Genomic DNA, 17,678 nt, shown 5'->3' on the forward strand with positions numbered 1-17,678 from the left:
TTGAAATCAACGAGCTTTATGAATCGTACTTCTATTTTAGCAATTATTTTTACCGCATTCTTCCCTTTGGGTTCTTACGCGCAATATGTCTCTTCGTCTAAAACGCCGAAGAAAGCGGGAGATTTGATAGAATCAACGTCCTACAATGACCATAAGCGGGGAGCTCCCCGTACGTTGCAATATTTGCCGTCCGGTGAGGACTTTGTCTGTGTCAACGGTAAGAACCGTTATACCCGGGCGCTCTATGGCAGCCACACGGCATGGCGTTTGGAGACCAGCGACCGTCCGATATTTGCTACTTACGTCAAGAATGACAGTCGTAATATCCGTTTTCGCCTTCACTTGCCGGACGGGACGCTTACGCCGCTGGAAGAGACCGCTTGGTGTGAGGCGCGCTATAATCCGGGTAGCCGTACTTATCTTCTAAAAGATAAGGCATGGGGAGAGAATTCCTGTCTGGAGGTTTCCGTATTGGCGAGCCTTACGGAAGAAATGGCTATGTGGAAGTTTTCCGGCAAATTGCCTGCCGGTAGCGAACTGGAGGTGTTGAACTCACCGATTCGTCAGAAAAAACTGTTTCGTAACGGAGATATGGGGGCAGACCCACCCGGGAGTTTCGAGCCGGCAGAAGACGGTACGGTATTGCAGACATTGAAGTGCAGCATTTCGTCCGACAAACCTTTGTATGTCAGTATCTCTCATAACGAATTGAAGGAAGTGCCGGATGGTGATACACAGTATCTCGCTCTCCGGAATGCCTGTCGCGAACTTGCCGGGCGTATCAAGATTACTACTCCCGATCCTTATTTCAATACGCTTGGCGGTGCGCTTGCCGTTGCTGCCGATGGCATTTGGGGAGAAGAGGGCGTATGGCTGCATGGGGCTGTTGGCTGGCGTATGCCACTGAGTGGCTGGCGTGCTGCTTATGTCGGCGATGTGTTGGGATGGCATGATCGGGCACGTACTCATTTTGATAATTATGCCGCCAGTCAAGTTACCGAAGTTCCTAATACAATTCCGCATCCGGCACAAGATTCGACCCTTGCGCTTGCACGCTCGGCCAAGATATGGGGTACACCGCAATACAGTAACGGATATATTTGCCGTAATCCCCGCCGTAATAATCAGATGCATCATTATGATATGAATCTCTGTTACATAGACGAGTTGTTATGGCACTTCAACTGGACGGGAGACCTTGACTATGCCCGCCGTATGTGGCCCTTGCTGACATTGCATCTTGCTTGGGAGAAGCGTAATTTCGATCCTGACAACGATGGCCTTTACGATGCTTATGCCTGTATTTGGGCAAGCGATGCGCTATATTATAATAGCGGGGCTGTCACGCACAGTTCTGCCTACAACTACCGTGGCAATAGGTTGGCTGCTGTGATTGCCGAGAAAATAGGTGAAGACCCTACACCTTATCGGGAAGAAGCCGACAAAATACTGAAAGCGCTCAATACTCGTCTTTGGTTGCCGGAGAAGGGACATTGGGCAGAATTTCAGGACTTCATGGGACATCGCCGCCTGCATGAAGACGCTGCGGTGTGGACTATTTATCATGCTCTCGACAGTGATGTGGCAGATCCGTTTCAGGCATATCTCGCCACTCGTTATGTAGATCGTGAGATACCTCATATCCCGGTTACTACTTCGGATGATTCTGACATTAATGCCGGAGAGTATGCCACTGTGGCTACTACTGACTGGATGCCCTATTCATGGAGTATCAATAATGTGGCTTTTGCCGAGGTGATGCATACGTCACTTGCTTATTTTCAGGCGGGACGTAGCGAGGCCGGTTTCAAGTTGTTGAAAAGCTCTGTACTCGACGGTATGTACTTGGGCGAAAGTCCGGGTAATTTCGGGCAGATAAGTTTCTATGATGCTGCCCGAGGGGAATGTTACCGTGATTTTGGCGATCCTATCGGGGTGGCTTCCCGCGCATTGATTCAAGGTCTTTATGGTATTTTGCCTGATGCTTTGAACGCTCGCCTGCTGATAAAACCCGGCTTTCCGAAAGATTGGGAGTACGCCTCGTTGCATACACCGGATATTGACTTTGATTTTAAGGCAGGTGAAGCGGCTACAAGTAAGTACTCTTCCCGCGATTGTTCGCTTTATGCCATTACTCACCGCCTGCCTGCCGTAAGGAATCTGGAACTGCAATTCCCGGCACGCCGTTCTGCCGTAGCTCGTCTGACTGTGAATGGACAGAGTGCTGCGTGGCGGTTGGTTGAGAATTCTGTGGGTCGGCCTATGCTTGCTGTTTCTGTCCCCGCTTCTTCCGGCGAGGAAGTGGCAATTCGGATTGATTGGGAAGGAGAGTTGCTTGCAGCTCCTGCTTCTGTTGATACTTACTCTGCCGAACGCGTTCGGAAAGCAGGTCCGGTCAGTTTTATCGCTATGGAGCAGGGGCAGATGAAGTGGTGGGCACCGGTGGAACAGCCGGGAGCCGATGACTGTAAAAAGCCGGTTCCGGCAGGTAATTTCAAAGCTGTCAACTCAGCTAAATGTACTCCTGTTGATATGCAGAAGGTGTTCAATGCGAATGTAACGGATATTTTCCGCAATGAATATCTGTCGCCCCGTTCTCCGTACACTACGTTGCAGTTGCCGAAACAAGGCATAGGAGAGTGGTGCCATCCGTTGAAAACCGCCGATATTGATGATTCAGGTTTGCGTGCCGCTGTACGTAAAGGACTGTTGGAGACAAAGCTCGGAATCCCTTTCAGCTCTCCTGCCGAGGGGTATAACATTGCTTTCACCTCTCTTTGGGACAACTATCCGGACAGTCTGCGAGTACCTCTGAAGGGTAAGGCGTCTTGTGCTTATCTCTTGATGGCAGGCAGTACTAATCATATGCAGTGCCATATTGATAACGGTGTAATTCGCGTATATTACGAAGACGGTACTTGCGATACTTTGCCTTTGGTTAACCCTGACAACTGGCCGCCTATCGAACAAATATTCTTTGAAGACGGAAAGGCTTTTAACCGTCATGTTCCGTCTCTCTATCGACTGCGGCTGAAGACCGGTGAATTAAGTAATAACTTCGGTGAGGAACTTGGTTTTACCGGAGTGTCCCGTGAAGTGGACGGTGGTGCTGCCGTATTGTTGGAGATGCCGTTGAATGCTAAGAAAAAACTTTCACATCTTGTATTGGAGACTCTTTCCAATGAAGTGGTAATCGGTATAATGGGGGTTACTCTTCAACGGTGAAGCTCAATTATTAATGAAGACTATGAAACATATTAAAAGACTTGTTTGGTGCATAGTGTGTATGTCCGTTTCCGTTTGGCAACTTAGTGCACAGGAGAAGAAAGTTTCGCAGTGGGAACGATTTGAAGTGGTGCTGCATGGCAGTGCCGAAGGAAATCCTTTCAGTGATGTCAGCCTGTATGCTGACTTTTGGCAGCAAGAGGGAGATACAGTTAGCGTACAGGGGTTCTATGATGGTGACGGACGCTATATTATCCGTTTCATGCCGGCTATGCCGGGAGTGTGGCATTATGCCACGAAAAGCAATCTCCCCTCTCTTGCAGGAAAGAAAGGAAATTTAAAATGTGTCGCTGCTCCAACGGGTAATCATGGCCCGGTGAGAGTGAAAGATACACATAATTTTATGTATGCCGACGGCATGGTTTATTATCCATTGGGTACTACCGCTTATGCGTGGATTCATATGCCGCAATCTGTACAAGAAAAAACGTTGTTGTCATTGGAGAAAGCAGGATTCAATAAACTGCGGATGTGTGTATTTCCGAAGAACTACGGACTTTGCAAAGAAGAACCGGAAATCTATCCTTTTCTTGTTGCAAAATATTCTGCGGGGAAACCGGTGTTCGACTTTACACGTTTCAATCCTGCCTTTTTCCGCCATTTGGAGAAGCGTATAGGTGACTTGAAGAATTTGGGCATTGAGGCGGACTTAATTCTGTTTCATCCGTATGACAAGGGGCGTTGGGGATTCGACAGTATGCCGAGGGAAACGAATGTGGCGTATGTCAAGTATCTGGTAGCGCGGCTTTCTTCTTTTAGTAATGTATGGTGGTCATTGGCGAACGAATATGACTATGTTGCATCTAAAACGGAAAAGGATTGGAAAGCTTTGATACGGACTGTCGTTGCGTCAGACCCTTATCGGCATTTGTGCTCTATTCATGGAAGTACGGCAACCTATTTTCCTTATTGGATGGAGGAACTGACACATGCCAGTATCCAAGATGAAGCTCCGGTAGAGGACTTTGGACGGGCTTCTATCGTTCGGAATATCTATCGTAAGCCGGTTGTTTTTGATGAAGTATGTTACGAAGGCAATTTGTCTTCCCGTTGGGGACGTTTGAGCGGACCGGAAATGCTTCACCGCATTTGGCAAGGCTTAATAGCGGGTACGTACGTCACACATGGAGAATGTTACCAGTGGAATGAGGGCAGTATGGACACAATTTTTTGGGCAAAAGGAGGAGAGTGGCGCGGTGAATCGTGGAAGCGTATTGTTTTTACCCGTAGTTTGCTGAACTCATTGCCGCAACCGTTACAGTTGGCAGATGTCAGCCGCGACCATCGGACAGCCACAGCAGGAGATAATTATTATCTGATTTATTTCGGCAGGCAGATGCAAGATGAATGGTTGTTTAGCCTTCCGGCAAAGAACGCTTCCTGTCAAAAAGTGAAATCCGGTACTAAATATAAAGTGGAAATCATTGATACATGGAATATGACCGTTACTGAATATCCCCGTACGTTTGAAGTAGGGAAGACGATAGATTACAGACACTATGATGTGAATTACGGGAAAGTCCGTTTGCCATTGCTGCCGTATCTGATGCTACGCGTAACGGCATTGGATGAGTAGGATGTGTTATAAATGAAAAAAGCCACTGTTTTACAGTGGCTTTTTCTTTTCTTTGCAGCGTCGGAATGAGGCGACTCGAACGCCCGACCCCTACGTCCCGAACGTAGTGCGCTACCAACTGCGCTACATTCCGCTACCTTTTCGGAAAGTGGTGTCACCAGGAATCGAACCGGGGACACAAGGATTTTCAGTCCTTTGCTCTACCAACTGAGCTATGACACCATTTTCGTTTGCGGGTGCAAAGATAAGGAGATTTTTTTATACTGCAAGGCTTTTTGAGGAAAATATTAGAAAAATCCCTTTTGTAACCATTCTAATCTATATTGGCATTAATGCTGTGCCAATCCTTAATCGGTGGCAATACTCCCATTCCGATAACTTCATCACGCAGTTTGCAAAGGTGTACGTAGCTTTCTTTCAACTTTGCCTCTTCTTCGGGAGTCCCTTTCAGTTCTTTGTAGTGCACCCCCTCTTTATTGATTTCAGTTTCCATAGCCATCATGATGTGGTCGAAACCATGACTGTGCACATATGTACCTACCGGCCAGCGGAAAGGCTTTCCGCCCATAGCGGCGGCAATCATTTCAATAGAGATATAGGCCGGGCTTTGGAAAGAAGATCGTCCGCGCAGGGCGATGATGTTGGCGCCGCCTTTGGTAACCTTGGATTGTATCTCTATCCATTGTTCTTTTGTCAGGGCAGGAGTTCCGATAATGTCCAACAACGGTTTGCCGTCTACTTTAGCGGTAGAGGCATATACAGCCATTTGCTCGCCGTGTCCGCCATAGGTGCGGCAGTTCTCTATCTTGTCGGGAGCTATTCCAAAATGTTTGGAAAGTTCGCTACGCAGGCGGGTGCTGTCAAGAGCGGCTAATGTTGTGACTTGCGATGGTTTTAACCCTGAATACAGTAATGTAATCAAGCCGGTGATGTCCGCCGGGTTAAAGATAACCACCACATGCTTTACATCCGGGCAGTAGGCTTTCACATTTTTACCGAATTCTTCGGCGATGGCAGCATTGCCTTTCAGTAAATCTTCGCGGGTCATGCCGGCTTTGCGGGCTGCTCCGCCGGAAGATACTACGTATTTGGCATCGGTCAGTGCTTCTTTGATGTCGGATGTGAACGTAAGGTTCAAGCCCTCGAATCCGCAATGAAACATCTCTTCGGCTACACCTTCCAGACCGGGAGCATAGGGATCGTATAAACAGATGTTCGGGGTGAGGTGCATCATGATTGCAGTCTGTGCCATGTTGGAGCCAATCATGCCGGCTGCACCTACAATGGTCAATTTTTCATTTGTAAGAAATTCCATAATTATATTGTTTAGAGGTTAATAACAATCACTTTTGTCGATTGTTGTATTGCAAAGATAACCGTTTCCCGGCAGAGTTGTTCATATAAAAAAGTTATCTTTTAGAGTGAAAAGTTATTCCTTATCTTTATCTTTGCACTGAATGCAGCTGAATGCAAAGGTTGGCTCTTTACCTCCTTTTGCTTTTTGTTTGTTACAAACGTCACGAAATATAATTTATATGAGTATAGAGTTAGGAAAGTTCAATACCTTGAAGGTAGTAAAAGAGGTTGATTTCGGTATGTATCTGGATGGTGGTGAAGAAGGAGAAATCTTGCTCCCATTGCGTTACGTGCCAGAAGACTGCAGACCGGGAGACGAACTGACTGTGTTTATCTATTTGGATAATGAAGAACGGTTGGTTGCTACCACATTGACGCCGTTGGTGCAGGTCGGACAGTTCGCTTGTTTGGAGGTGGCATGGATAAATCAATACGGCGCTTTCCTTAACTGGGGATTAATGAAGGACTTATTTGTTCCTTTCCGGGAGCAGAAAATGAAAATGCAGGTTGGAAAGCGGTATGTAATTCATGCACATCTGGATGATGAGAGTTACCGTATTGTCGCTTCTGCAAAAGTAGACCGTTATCTTTCAAAAGAGAAAGCGCCTTATGAGCCCGGACAGGAAGTAAGCGTGCTTATCTGGCAGAAAACGGATTTAGGCTTCAAAGCCATCATTGAGAACCGGTATAGCGGCTTGCTGTATGAAAGTGAGATATTCCAGCCTTTACATACAGGCATGACATTGAAAGCTTATGTAAAGCAAGTTCGTGAGGATGGCAAAATAGACTTGATACTGCAAAAACCGGGTCTGGGCAAAGTGGAAGACTTTGCTGCTACCTTGCTGAACTACATTCGCGAACAGGGAGGACGAATTGCATTACATGACAAGAGTCCTGCTGAAGAGATTTATGATACATTTGGTGTCAGCAAGAAAACATTTAAAAAGGCGGTTGGCGATTTATATAAGAAGCATCTGATAGTGTTGCAGGAGAACAGTATCGAGCTGGAAAATTCCTCTAACCCCTAATCATAATAGGGTTTTCCCTATAGCATATTAGAGAGAAACAAAAGAATAGGGGAAAATCTTCCCCTATTTTTGTTTTACTGAAAGGTCGATAGAATAAAACTTATAAAAAGCGTCACCATGAAACGAATATTATTTATATTATTTGCCGCAGTTATGAGCACGACAGTTTGCCATGCGGCTATGAGCAACAGTAAAGTGCGTAAAGAAACACGTTTCCTTACGGATAAGATGGCTTATGAACTGAATCTGAATACAGAACAGTATAACGATGTGTATGAAATCAATTATGACTTTATCTCAGGTGTACGTTATCTGATGGATGATGTATTGAGGGGTGAAGAATGGGCGCTGAATCGCTATTATGATTATCTGGATGTACGTAATGACGATTTGCGTTGGGTGCTGAGCAGCAGGCAGTATTCCCGCTTCATGCAGGCAGCTTACTTCTTCCGTCCAATCTATGTGAGCGGCGGACGATGGTCTTTCCGGATTTATGTTACTTATACCAATCCGAATCATTTCTATTATCCGCGGCCTTACCATTACCGCACTTACTGCGGAGGGCACTACCGTACCCATTACCATAATGTAAGTTACTATCGGGGACGGCATAACCATTCCACTTATAATGGTCCTTTTCGTATTCGTGATAATAAATCGTACCATACGAGCCGGCGTTCTGATTTTGGTTCTATTAATCGCCGTCCGGCTGTTGGCGGATCGACGCATCGCTCTGATGGTAAATCGGTAAATACTCCGAGGCGTGAGAAGGGCATCAAGAAAGAAAGTGTGAGACGCAGTTCTTCTTCCTCTGCACGTACAACACGTTCCTCTTCCCGTTCGTCAGAAAAAAGTAATGGAACGTCAAGACGGAATTAAACTCTTGTCTATGTGTGTTTAACTGAAAAAAGCCCCTTTCTCTCTATATGAACAGAGGAAAAGGGGCTTGTAAACACACAACAACTAAAATTATATTTATTCGATAGGCTCTCCCTTGTAGAAATCCAGTATCTTGGTACGGAAGAGATATTCGTACTTGGCTTGCAGTTCGTCAGATTGCGCCTGCATCAAGTTCTGCTTCGCTTCATTATATTCTACGGCATTCGCTTTTCCGTTTTCATACTTTTCACTCATCAGCCTGAAAGAGGCTTCGCTGGCTGATGCTGCCGTACTGCTGCTTGTATATTTGCTCTCGGATGCGGCTGCATTGTACCATGCCTGTTGAATCTCTTTATAGAGGTTCTTCTTGGCGTTATCCAACTGCAAAGAATAATTCTCGCGCTGCAGACGGGCCGTACGCACCCGGTTGCGTGTAGCCAGTCTGTTGAAAATAGGTATACTCAGGTTGAAGCCGATATATTTATTGAAGTTATCATTCATCTGCTGACTGAAGGTGCGGTTGATTGTTGAATAGTAGTTCGTACCGAGACTTCCGCTGAAACTCAGTTGCGGATAGTAGCTGCTTTGGGCAATACGGATGCTGTGCTTACTTCCTTCCAGACGGTACTGTGCTGCTTGTATGGAAGCCTTGCCGGTTAATGCCGCTTGGAAGACTTCATCCGGAGGAGTTAGCGGGGCGAGTTCTATCTTTACGGCGGGGTTCTCCAGAAGGAAGCCTTCGGGAGTCTCCAGTTCGATAAGCTGGCTGAGGTCGAGCAACGCCAATTGGTAGTTATTGTTTGCCTGCACCGCATTCATTTCATCCTGTGCAACGCGTGCTTTGGCTTCGGCAACCTCTGCGGGAGAGGCTTTGCCTACTTCCGCCAGTCGTTCTATACGTTTGTATTGTTCTTTGCTTAGCTCTACTTGACCTAAAGCCACCCGGTGCAATTCCTCATTGAACAATACCTGCAAGTAGGCTGAGGCTATGTTGATGGAAATATCCTCTTTAGCTTTCTCCAAATCGGCGAGGGCAGCCTTGAGGTTTAATTTGGCCAGGGCGTATTGGTTGGGTAGTTCAAGTCCGGTAAATAACGGAATTGAGGTGGAAACGGACATGTTTGTCCCGTGGCTGCCTGTATTGACATATACGGTAGAATAATCACCGGTATTCTCGTCTTTTACAGCAGTCTGCGACCGTCCCCAGTTCCAGTTCTGCCCTGCATTGGCATTGAGGTTCGGGAGTCTTGCCCATTTGGCGGTGTTTACCTCGATACTACTTTGTTCGGCTACGTTGGCTGTCCGTCGGATGTCGATGTTGTGCTCAATAGCGTAGTCTATACATTGACGTAGCGACCAACGCTCTTGTGCCTGAACTTGCATACAACCCAGAATGGCCAGCCATATGAATATATTTTTCTTCATGGTGTTTCCGTTTTGTCTGATACTAATGGTTATTTATCTTTTTTCTCGGCACCGCGCACCTTGTCTTGGGCAGTCAGGCCGCTTTTGACGGCAATCTTAAGACCGTCGCTCATACCGACCTCTATTTGTTGGCGTTTGAACTTTTGCCGGGGCACGCTGTCGGTCAGTACGTAGACAAAGGTACTGTCTCCGCTGAATTCAACCGTACTCTCAGGCAGAGCGAGCGTCTTTTGGGCACGTTCCAGTACAATCTCCGCATTGGCAGAATATCCTGAACGGATTTGTACGCTGTCCGGCGCTTGGATTGCAGCTTTTATTTCAAACTGATTGGCTCCGTTTTCTTCCACGCCTTTCGGAGAAATGTATTCCAGTATGGCATTGAAAGACAGGTTTTGCAGGGCGCCGATAGTCAGTTTTACCGGCATTCCTTCGTGTACACGTCCAACTTCGGTTTCATCCAAGTTGCCCCGGAAGATGAGGTCGTTCATGTTGGCAACGGTGGCGATTGTAGTGCCGTCATTGAAGGTGTTGCTCATGATGACAGAGTTACCGACTTTGATAGGTACATCCAGAATCAATCCGGTGATAGTGGAGCGAATAAGTGTGCTGCTGAATGAGGCGCTGTTTTTGGTAATACCTTCTTTTACGATTTCCAAGTTATCTTTGGCAGTTTGCAACTCTTCGCGCGCTTGTTGTACGTTCACCTCACCTTTTTCATACTCTTCGTTGCTGATAAGCTTATCTTTAAATAGTTTCTCGACGCGTGCGAAGTCCGTTTCGGCCTGTCGGGCATTGATTTCTGCCAGACGAACGCGGCTTTCGGCGGAATTCAGCGTACCCAATTCGGGAATAACCTTTACTTTGGCAATCACTTCGCCTTGTTTGATACTCTGTCCGGCTTCCTTATACACTTCGGAAATGATACCGGATATTTGCGGTTTGATGAGTACTTCATCTCTTGGCTCAACTTTACCGGTAGCTACGGTAGTCTTTTCCAAATCGGCTATTTCCGGAACAATCGTTTCATACACCTTTACCTTAGGTTGGGACTTTTGATACAAAAACACAAATGTCCAGATAAATATGGCAGCTACCACTGCCAATGATGCAATTTTCAGATACTTCTTTGTTTTCATCTTATTTATTGTATTATTATTTTATTGCTTTGTCCTATCACTTTATCACCTTTTTCTCATTCATCCCTAATTGCCTCAATCGGCTTGATAGCCATTGCGCGATAGGCCGGGGCAAGCCCTGCCAATACGCCCAATGCAATGAGAAGGGCGCAGGTGCCGATAGCTAATCCGAAGGATACCTGATAGTGGGTTCTTATGGCTCCCGGATCATTTGTGGCGCTTTCCAAAATTTGCAGTATCAGTACGGCAAAGGAGATGCCTGCCATACCGGCTACGGTTGTCAGTACCATACTTTCCGAGAGGATTTGTTGCAGGATGTCTTTAGGACGGGCGCCGATGGCACGCCGTATTCCTATTTCCGTGGTGCGCTCTTTTACCGTAACCATCATGATGTTTGATACACCGATGGCGCCGGCAAACAGGGTTCCCAAGCCTACCATCCAGATAAGGATGCGTGTGCCGGTCATTAAGGTGTCCATCATAGAGAACATAGCCTCTGCATTAAGGAACATGATGGCTTGTTTGTCGTCCGGTGCGATGTAGTGGGCGGCTTTGACGAGGCGTTCTACTTCGGGTTCTACGTCCTTTACCTTCACTCCCGGCTTCATGATAAAGCACACTACATCTATTCTTTGTCCCAAATTGTACGTTTGCTGCATGGTTGTAAAAGGCAGGGTGACGGCTTCCGATGCCTGTCCCTGTATGTTTACATTACCCTCGGAGGAACACATTCCGATAATGCGGTAATAAATGCCGTTTACTCTGATATATTTTCCGCAGGGGTCTTCACTGGGCTTGAAAAGGCTTTCGTACACACGCTTTCCTATGACGCATACTTTTCGGGCTTCGCGTATGTCTACATCATTGATAAAGCGCCCGTAGGTCATTTCCTGATGTTCCACCTGTTCGTATTCGGGATACAGGCCTTTGACGCTGCATTCGTATTTGTTTTCCCCGTAAACGGCTGTTTGTCCCCAAAGGGCAAACGAGGGGGTTGCTATTTTTATTCCGTCGATGTTGCGTACTCTGTCCACATCCTCCATTTCCAGATTCCACCAACGGCCTTTGCGGAAACCTTTGTAGGCTTCACTTGTCTTTTGCGCAGCGATGAATCCTGAGTTCGTGGCAAAGCCCTCGAACTGTGATTTCATTTCCTCCTGCATACCTTGTCCGCCGCCAATGAGTGCTACCAGCATAAAGATTCCCCAGAATACGCCGAATGCCGTCAGCAGGCTGCGGGTCTTGTTTCTTGTTATCGTGACGAGAATTTCCTCGCATGTATCTATGTCTATTCTCATAATCGTTTAATCTGCTCTAAGTGCTTCAATAGGACTGATGCTTACTGCCTTTTTTGCCGGGAAAAAGCCTGCAAGTGTGCCTGCGACAATCAAAGTCAGCGTGGCTTGTATGGCGATGCCGATGTCTACTGTGGGGTCGGAGAACATTCTGGCTTGGAACATACCCGCGTCCGCAGTCTGGTTGCCGAAGGCGGAATTCATCCACTCTGTCACTCCGATGCCTGCCACCATGCCGATGTAGCCGAAGAAGGTGGTAATCGTAACACTTTCCACGATAATCAGCCAAAGGATGGAGAGAGGTTTTGCTCCCAGCGCCTTACGTATGCCAAACTCGCGCGTGCCTTCCTTGACGGTAATCAGCATGATGTTCGATACGCCCACGATGCCGCTTAAGAGCGTAAAGATACCTATCACCCAAATGGCGGTACGAAGTAGTCCGGCAACGTTCTGCGTCTGTATGTATTGCGTGAAGCGGTTCCATATCCAGATTGCGCTTTCGTCTTCAGGGTCGAAACGGTGATTGGAAGCGATGACTTTGCGGTATTCTTTTTCAAAGGCTTCGTTGGCTTCTTCACTTGTCAGGTTTTTGGTGGTGAAGATGATATTGTTAAGCTTGTCACCTTTGTTATAAATGGTTTGCAGGGTGGAGAAGGGGACAAAGGCTACGCTGCTTTGGTCGCCCTGGTCTTCGTACAATCCCGCCACCCGGTAAGCCACACCGCCGACGTTGACAAACTTGCCTATCGGTTCGGTATGTGACTTCTTGAAAAGAATCTCTGCCGATTTCTTGTGGAGGATAATGACTTTCCGCCGTTCTTTTATATCGTTTTGGTTGATGAAACGTCCGGTTGCTGTTTTTATGGCTTCGGATTGTACGTAGTTAGGATGTACGCCCATTAGTGAGATGTTGATGTATTCTTGCCCGAAGCTGATATTTACATCACCTTGCCGGAGGGTGGCGCCGGCTGTGATAATGTTATCCGGGAAGTACTTCTCGGTCGCGGTGAGGTCTTTGTTGTCCATTTGGATACGCCGTCCCTCTTTCAGCCCTTCGTATGACTTGGTGGTCCAGCCGCCACCCAGCCTGATGGAGTTCAGCGCACGTTCGGAAGCATTCTGTTCGAAAGCGTGGATAATGCCATTACCCGCTCCCAGCAGTACGATAAGCATGAAGATGCCCCATGCTACCGCAAATCCGGTGAGGAATGTGCGCAATTTGTTACGTTTGATTGTACCGTATATTTCTTGCCAAAGGTCTATCATGTGATTGGAAGGTTATAAAGTAGTTCTATTTCATAAATCCGTTTTTTCCGAATGGTGACGCGTCATGATTCAGATTTTCTTCGATACTGCCTATTACGCCGTCTTTAATGTGGATAATCTTATCCGTCTGGTTGGCGACACCGCTTTCGTGGGTTACGACGACAATGGTCATCCCCGTTTGATGCAAATCTTTTAGAATCTGCATGACCTCCACGGATGTTTTGCTGTCGAGAGCGCCGGTCGGTTCGTCTGCAAGAATTATCTGGGGTTGGGTAATCAGTGCGCGGGCAATGGCGACACGTTGTTTCTGCCCGCCGGACATCTCGTTGGGCATATGGTGTGCCCAGTCTTTCAGTCCCAACCTGTCCAGATACTCCAATGCCATGGCGTTGCGTTTCCGGCGACCTACTCCTTGATAGAAGAGCGGGAGAGCTACATTCTCTACCGCATCTTTGAAAGAAATCAGATTGAATGACTGAAAGATAAAGCCTATCATGCGGTTTCGGAACTCGGCGGCTTTGGTTTCACTGAGGTTTTTGATAAGTGTGCCGTTCAGGTAATATTCTCCGGTGTCGTAGTTGTCCAGAATACCTAATATATTAAGCAGCGTGGATTTCCCGGAGCCTGAGGCTCCCATAATAGAGACAAATTCTCCTTTCTTGATGTCGAGATTGATACCTTTGAGGACGTGTAGCGGCGCTCCGTTATTGTAGGTTTTGTTAATGTCTTTTAGTTGTATCACGGTATTTCCTGTTTATTGTTTTTTCTTACTTAATTTTGCTTATTAGACGCAGTAACGTCACGAAAAGTTGCAAATGAAGCGAAGTTTTTTAAAAAAAGATTTTGCAGTGTCGTTTTTCTTTGTGTAATTTGTAACCATTAATGTTATAACTAACCCTTTAAACAAAAAGTAAATATCATGAATTCAAACATGGAGAAGCCCTATGTAGTAGGGATTGACATAGGCGGAACGAATACCGTCTTTGGTATCGTAGACGCACGTGGTACTATCATTGCAAGCAGTTCCATCAAGACGGGAGCTTATGAACAGGCAGATGATTATGTGAACGAAGTATGCAAGAATCTTCTTCCTTTGATAATTGCCAATGGCGGTGTCGATAAAATAAAAGGTATCGGTATCGGCGCTCCTAACGGCAACTATTACAGCGGTACGATAGAATTTGCCCCGAACCTTCCGTGGAAGGGAGTAATTCCTTTGGCAGCCATGTTTGAAGAACGTTTGGGCATTCCTACCGCACTGACCAATGACGCCAATGCTGCCGCTATCGGTGAAATGACTTACGGAGCTGCACGCGGTATGAAAGATTTTATCATGATTACTCTGGGCACGGGTGTAGGTAGCGGTATTGTTATTAACGGACAAATGGTATACGGGCACGACGGTTTCGCCGGAGAGTTAGGTCATACCATTATACGTCGCGAGAACGGCCGTATTTGCGGATGTGGCCGTCACGGATGTTTGGAAACTTACTGCTCGGCTACGGGCGTGGCACGCACCGCACGCGAGTTCCTCACCGCACGTACTGAACCGAGTCTGCTGCGCTCCATCCCTGCTGAGAATATTACGTCTAAAGATGTATACGATGCAGCCGTACAAGGCGACAAGCTGGCACAGGATATTTTTGACTTTACCGGTACTATCTTGGGTGAGGCTATTGCGGACTTTATTGCTTTCTCCAGTCCCGAAGCCATTATTCTGTTCGGTGGATTGGCTAAATCCGGCGATTACATCTTCAAGCCTATCCAGAAAGCCATCGATAGCAATGTGTTGGCTATTTATAAGGGTAAGGCCAAACTCATGATGTCCGAACTGAAAGATGCTGATGCTGCCGTGCTGGGAGCCAGTGCTTTGGGTTGGGAGTTGAGAGACGTTAAGTAAGAGAAACTGATTATTGATAAGGTATAGAAAGGATGCGTTTCATTATGGAGCGCATCTTTTTTGTTTGTATCAAACAGAATTATCAAGCGCATCAAATAGAATTATCAAGCGCGTCAAACAATTTTTTCAAGTGTATCAAACGGATTCATCATCGTGAGAAGAACAGATTATCTGTTTCAATAAAATACATGGTCTGTTTCATTAAAACACATAGTCTGTTTTATCGATACACATTATCCGTTCTATCATTAGCTTTGCTCAAAACCTCTTTCATCTTGCTTGTATGCCTCCTGCGGTGTAAGTAAAAAAGGGAAACCGATGGATTCGGCTTCCCTTTTTTATTTAGAAATAAGAGTTTGGAATTAACCGTTAACTCTTTTTTCTTTAATTCTTGCTTTCTTACCGGTAAGAGCACGCAGATAGTACAATTTAGCGCGACGAACTTTACCCACTTTGTTCACTTCGATGCTGTCGATAGCCGGTGATTCAATCGGGAAAATACGTTCTACACCTACGGTACCAGACATTTTACGTACAGTAAAACGCTTCTTGTCTCCATGTCCTGCAATCTTGATAACAACGCCACGGTACAACTGTACACGTTCTTTGTTACCTTCGACGATACGATATGCTACTGTAACAGTGTCACCTGCCTTGAAGCTCGGGTGTTGTTTGCCGGTAGCAAATGCTTCTTCTGCAATTTTAATTAAATCCATTGTTCTTATTATTAAATTGTTTGATCGTTACAACGCAACATACCAGGCTTCTCACTCAGTGTCCTGACAGCGATTGCGCGAAAGCGGTGCAAAGGTAGAGTTTTTCTTTTGATTGACAAAGGGATGTGAGTTTTTCTTTCTATATTTGTAGCAATTTAAAACGAACAAATATGAAGAAAGGTTATTTGAAATTCGTTTCCGGACTGGCATTGGCAGTGATGTTTTCGTTTACATCTTGTCATTCGGCTTATGAAGTGACGAAAGTGGAGGGACGTATGCATCCGATGGATTCTACGTATGATGTAAATTCTGATGCGGAAGCCGTGGCATTGCTCGCTCCCTATAAAGCGAAGATAGACAGCATGATGTACCGGGTGGTAGGCACAGCCGAGATGTCTATGGACAGAGGCGCTCCCGAAAGTCCCCTCTCCAATCTGGTGGCCGATGTGCTGCGCGGGGCGGCTGTGCAGGTACTTGGAAAATCTGCCGACATGGGGCTCGTAAATATGGGCGGTCTGCGTAATATGCTTACGGAAGGTCCGATTACTTGCGGTAATATCTACGAAATATTGCCGTTTGAGAATTCACTTTGTGTGCTGACTTTGAAAGGCGCTCATCTGAATCGTCTGTTCGAGAATATAGCGGCCCGCGGGGGCGAAGGAGTCAGCGGCGTGCAGTTGCAGATTACTAAAGACGGAAAGCTGCTGCGGGCCACCGTAGCCGGTAAGCCGGTTGTTGATGACAAACTGTACACCGTTGCCACTATCGATTATCTGGCCGACGGCAACAACGGTATGACTGCCTTGATTCAGGCGGAGAAGAGAGAGTGTCCTTCGGGTGCCACTTTGCGCGGGCTGTTTATGGACTATGTGGAACGACAGACTGTGGCGGGTAAGAAGATTACTTCGCGCATGGAAGGAAGAGTTGCTGTGGAAGATTAAGAACCGAAAACTAAAAAAAAGAAAATCTGATGAAACGTATATCTATATTTTGCTTGCTGGTATTTTACATATTGTTGACGGCATCGGCACAACAGGGCAAACAATTGGCCATTTTGCACACAAGTGATACTCATAGCCGTATCGAACCGATTGATCCGCATGCTGCCGACCCGTATGCCGATATGGGCGGTGTGGTGCGCCGCACCACTTTCTTGAAAGAATTTCGTACGAAGAATCCGGATGCCCTGCTCTTCGATTGCGGTGATATTTCACAGGGTACACCGTACTATAATCTTTTCCGGGGTGAGGTGGAAATCAAGATGATGAACCTCATGGGCTATGATGCCATGACTATCGGTAATCATGAATTTGATTTCGGACTGGAGAATATGGCGCGTTTGTTCCGTATGGCAGACTTTCCGGTGGTATGTGCCAATTATAACGTTGCCGGAACTGTTCTTGAGGGACTGGTGAAACCTTATGTTGTATTGAATCGCAGTGGCGTGAACATCGGAGTGTTTGGGCTGAGTCCTCAAATGGAGGGGCTGGTGCAGGCCGATAAGTGCGAGGGCATCGTGTACAAGGACCCGATTGCTGTGGCGCAGGAAGTTACGGACTTGCTGCGAACCAAGGAGGGATGCGATGTAGTAATCTGCCTTTCTCATCTTGGATTCCGAATTAAGAATGAAGTCTGCGATGAAAAGCTGGCGGCGGAAACCAAAGGCATCGACGTAATTCTGGGTGGGCACTCTCACACTTTCATGGAGAAACCGGCGTTTTACTTGAATGCCGAGGGGAAGAATGTTTCGGTATTGCACACCGGAAAGAGTGGAATTTTTGTAGGAGAACTGGATTTGACATTGACTAAAGAGTGA

Annotated in this window: 14 protein-coding genes and 2 tRNA genes; 7 read left to right on the top strand and 9 right to left on the bottom strand. The window is 46.6% G+C overall.

From position 1 onward, the window contains the following. Positions 1–18: 18 nt before the first annotated feature. Both KG118_RS10320 and KG118_RS10325 read left to right on the top strand, forming a co-directional pair. The gene (locus KG118_RS10320) at positions 19–3,225 is read left to right on the top strand and encodes a DUF4450 domain-containing protein (protein WP_117711537.1); all 3,207 of its coding nucleotides are present in this window, start codon (positions 19–21) and stop codon (positions 3,223–3,225) included. A 22-nt stretch (positions 3,226–3,247) separates the two neighbouring features. Continuing rightward, entirely contained in the window at positions 3,248–4,861 is a 1,614-nt protein-coding gene (locus KG118_RS10325; protein WP_117711693.1) for a DUF5060 domain-containing protein, read from the top strand. A 60-nt stretch (positions 4,862–4,921) separates the two neighbouring features. Here KG118_RS10325 and KG118_RS10330 read toward each other — a convergent pair. The 3 genes from KG118_RS10330 to KG118_RS10340 all read right to left on the bottom strand — a co-directional run bounded on the left by KG118_RS10330 (position 4,922) and on the right by KG118_RS10340 (position 6,176). Then, positions 4,922–4,994: transfer RNA gene (locus KG118_RS10330), tRNA-Pro, on the bottom strand. A gap of 16 nt (positions 4,995–5,010) precedes the next feature. Then, positions 5,011–5,083, bottom strand: a tRNA-Phe gene (locus KG118_RS10335). A gap of 91 nt (positions 5,084–5,174) precedes the next feature. After that, entirely contained in the window at positions 5,175–6,176 is a 1,002-nt protein-coding gene (locus KG118_RS10340; protein ID WP_117711536.1) for a malate dehydrogenase, read from the bottom strand. 220 nt (positions 6,177–6,396) lie between these two features. Between KG118_RS10340 and KG118_RS10345 the strand changes: the two genes are divergently transcribed. Then, positions 6,397–7,245 carry a CvfB family protein gene (locus KG118_RS10345; RefSeq protein WP_117711535.1) on the top strand — a complete coding sequence of 283 codons (849 nt, stop codon included), beginning with the start codon at positions 6,397–6,399 and terminating at the stop codon, positions 7,243–7,245. 117 nt (positions 7,246–7,362) lie between these two features. Then, positions 7,363–8,124: a hypothetical protein gene (locus tag KG118_RS10350; protein ID WP_117711534.1), complete on the top strand. Its 762-nt coding sequence runs from the start codon at positions 7,363–7,365 to the stop codon at positions 8,122–8,124. 96 nt (positions 8,125–8,220) lie between these two features. On the opposite strand, the gene KG118_RS10355 is transcribed toward KG118_RS10350, so the two are convergent. From KG118_RS10355 to KG118_RS10375, 5 genes are read right to left on the bottom strand one after another with little or no spacing between them, the layout of a single operon-like run. Continuing rightward, positions 8,221–9,549 (bottom strand): TolC family protein, encoded by a 1,329-nt coding sequence (locus KG118_RS10355; RefSeq protein ID WP_117711533.1) that lies wholly within the window; start codon positions 9,547–9,549, stop codon positions 8,221–8,223. Between the two features lie 29 nt (positions 9,550–9,578). Next, positions 9,579–10,685 carry an efflux RND transporter periplasmic adaptor subunit gene (locus KG118_RS10360; RefSeq protein WP_117711532.1) on the bottom strand — a complete coding sequence of 369 codons (1,107 nt, stop codon included), beginning with the start codon at positions 10,683–10,685 and terminating at the stop codon, positions 9,579–9,581. Positions 10,686–10,741: 56 nt separating this feature from the next. Then, positions 10,742–11,983: an ABC transporter permease gene (locus KG118_RS10365; protein ID WP_117711531.1), complete on the bottom strand. Its 1,242-nt coding sequence runs from the start codon at positions 11,981–11,983 to the stop codon at positions 10,742–10,744. Positions 11,984–11,989: 6 nt separating this feature from the next. Then, a complete protein-coding gene (locus KG118_RS10370; RefSeq protein ID WP_213388435.1) occupies positions 11,990–13,246 on the bottom strand; it encodes an ABC transporter permease in 1,257 nt (418 codons plus the stop codon). A 25-nt stretch (positions 13,247–13,271) separates the two neighbouring features. After that, entirely contained in the window at positions 13,272–13,988 is a 717-nt protein-coding gene (locus tag KG118_RS10375) for an ABC transporter ATP-binding protein (protein WP_117711529.1), read from the bottom strand. A 177-nt stretch (positions 13,989–14,165) separates the two neighbouring features. Between KG118_RS10375 and KG118_RS10380 the strand changes: the two genes are divergently transcribed. Beyond that, a complete protein-coding gene (locus KG118_RS10380) occupies positions 14,166–15,146 on the top strand; it encodes an ROK family protein (protein ID WP_117711528.1) in 981 nt (326 codons plus the stop codon). 362 nt (positions 15,147–15,508) lie between these two features. Here the strand turns inward: KG118_RS10380 and rplS are convergent, their stop codons facing one another. Then, positions 15,509–15,862, bottom strand: coding sequence for a 50S ribosomal protein L19 (gene rplS, locus KG118_RS10385; protein WP_009122351.1), 354 nt, complete (start codon positions 15,860–15,862; stop codon positions 15,509–15,511). A 170-nt stretch (positions 15,863–16,032) separates the two neighbouring features. Here rplS and KG118_RS10390 point away from each other — a divergent pair, with 170 nt between their 5' ends. Continuing rightward, positions 16,033–16,803 carry a 5'-nucleotidase C-terminal domain-containing protein gene (locus KG118_RS10390; RefSeq protein WP_117711527.1) on the top strand — a complete coding sequence of 257 codons (771 nt, stop codon included), beginning with the start codon at positions 16,033–16,035 and terminating at the stop codon, positions 16,801–16,803. Between the two features lie 29 nt (positions 16,804–16,832). Further along, complete coding sequence (locus tag KG118_RS10395) at positions 16,833–17,678, top strand: bifunctional metallophosphatase/5'-nucleotidase (RefSeq protein WP_117711526.1); 846 nt, start codon at positions 16,833–16,835, stop codon at positions 17,676–17,678.

The sequence above is a fragment of the Bacteroides propionicigenes genome, assembly GCF_018390535.1.
Taxonomy (GTDB): domain Bacteria; phylum Bacteroidota; class Bacteroidia; order Bacteroidales; family Bacteroidaceae; genus Bacteroides; species Bacteroides propionicigenes.

What these genes read in the sequence shown, in the direction of transcription:
- rplS (WP_009122351.1), bottom strand. Translation starts at nt 15,862, where the DNA reads ATGGATTTAATTAAAATTGCAGAAGAAGCATTTGCTACCGGCAAACAA.
- KG118_RS10390 (WP_117711527.1), top strand. Translation starts at nt 16,033, where the DNA reads ATGAAGAAAGGTTATTTGAAATTCGTTTCCGGACTGGCATTGGCAGTG.
- KG118_RS10365 (WP_117711531.1), bottom strand. Translation starts at nt 11,983, where the DNA reads ATGAGAATAGACATAGATACATGCGAGGAAATTCTCGTCACGATAACA.
- KG118_RS10350 (WP_117711534.1), top strand. Translation starts at nt 7,363, where the DNA reads ATGAAACGAATATTATTTATATTATTTGCCGCAGTTATGAGCACGACA.
- KG118_RS10360 (WP_117711532.1), bottom strand. Translation starts at nt 10,685, where the DNA reads ATGAAAACAAAGAAGTATCTGAAAATTGCATCATTGGCAGTGGTAGCT.
- KG118_RS10320 (WP_117711537.1), top strand. Translation starts at nt 19, where the DNA reads ATGAATCGTACTTCTATTTTAGCAATTATTTTTACCGCATTCTTCCCT.
- KG118_RS10325 (WP_117711693.1), top strand. Translation starts at nt 3,248, where the DNA reads ATGAAACATATTAAAAGACTTGTTTGGTGCATAGTGTGTATGTCCGTT.
- KG118_RS10355 (WP_117711533.1), bottom strand. Translation starts at nt 9,549, where the DNA reads ATGAAGAAAAATATATTCATATGGCTGGCCATTCTGGGTTGTATGCAA.
- KG118_RS10345 (WP_117711535.1), top strand. Translation starts at nt 6,397, where the DNA reads ATGAGTATAGAGTTAGGAAAGTTCAATACCTTGAAGGTAGTAAAAGAG.
- KG118_RS10340 (WP_117711536.1), bottom strand. Translation starts at nt 6,176, where the DNA reads ATGGAATTTCTTACAAATGAAAAATTGACCATTGTAGGTGCAGCCGGC.
- KG118_RS10395 (WP_117711526.1), top strand. Translation starts at nt 16,833, where the DNA reads ATGAAACGTATATCTATATTTTGCTTGCTGGTATTTTACATATTGTTG.
- KG118_RS10370 (WP_213388435.1), bottom strand. Translation starts at nt 13,246, where the DNA reads ATGATAGACCTTTGGCAAGAAATATACGGTACAATCAAACGTAACAAA.
- KG118_RS10380 (WP_117711528.1), top strand. Translation starts at nt 14,166, where the DNA reads ATGAATTCAAACATGGAGAAGCCCTATGTAGTAGGGATTGACATAGGC.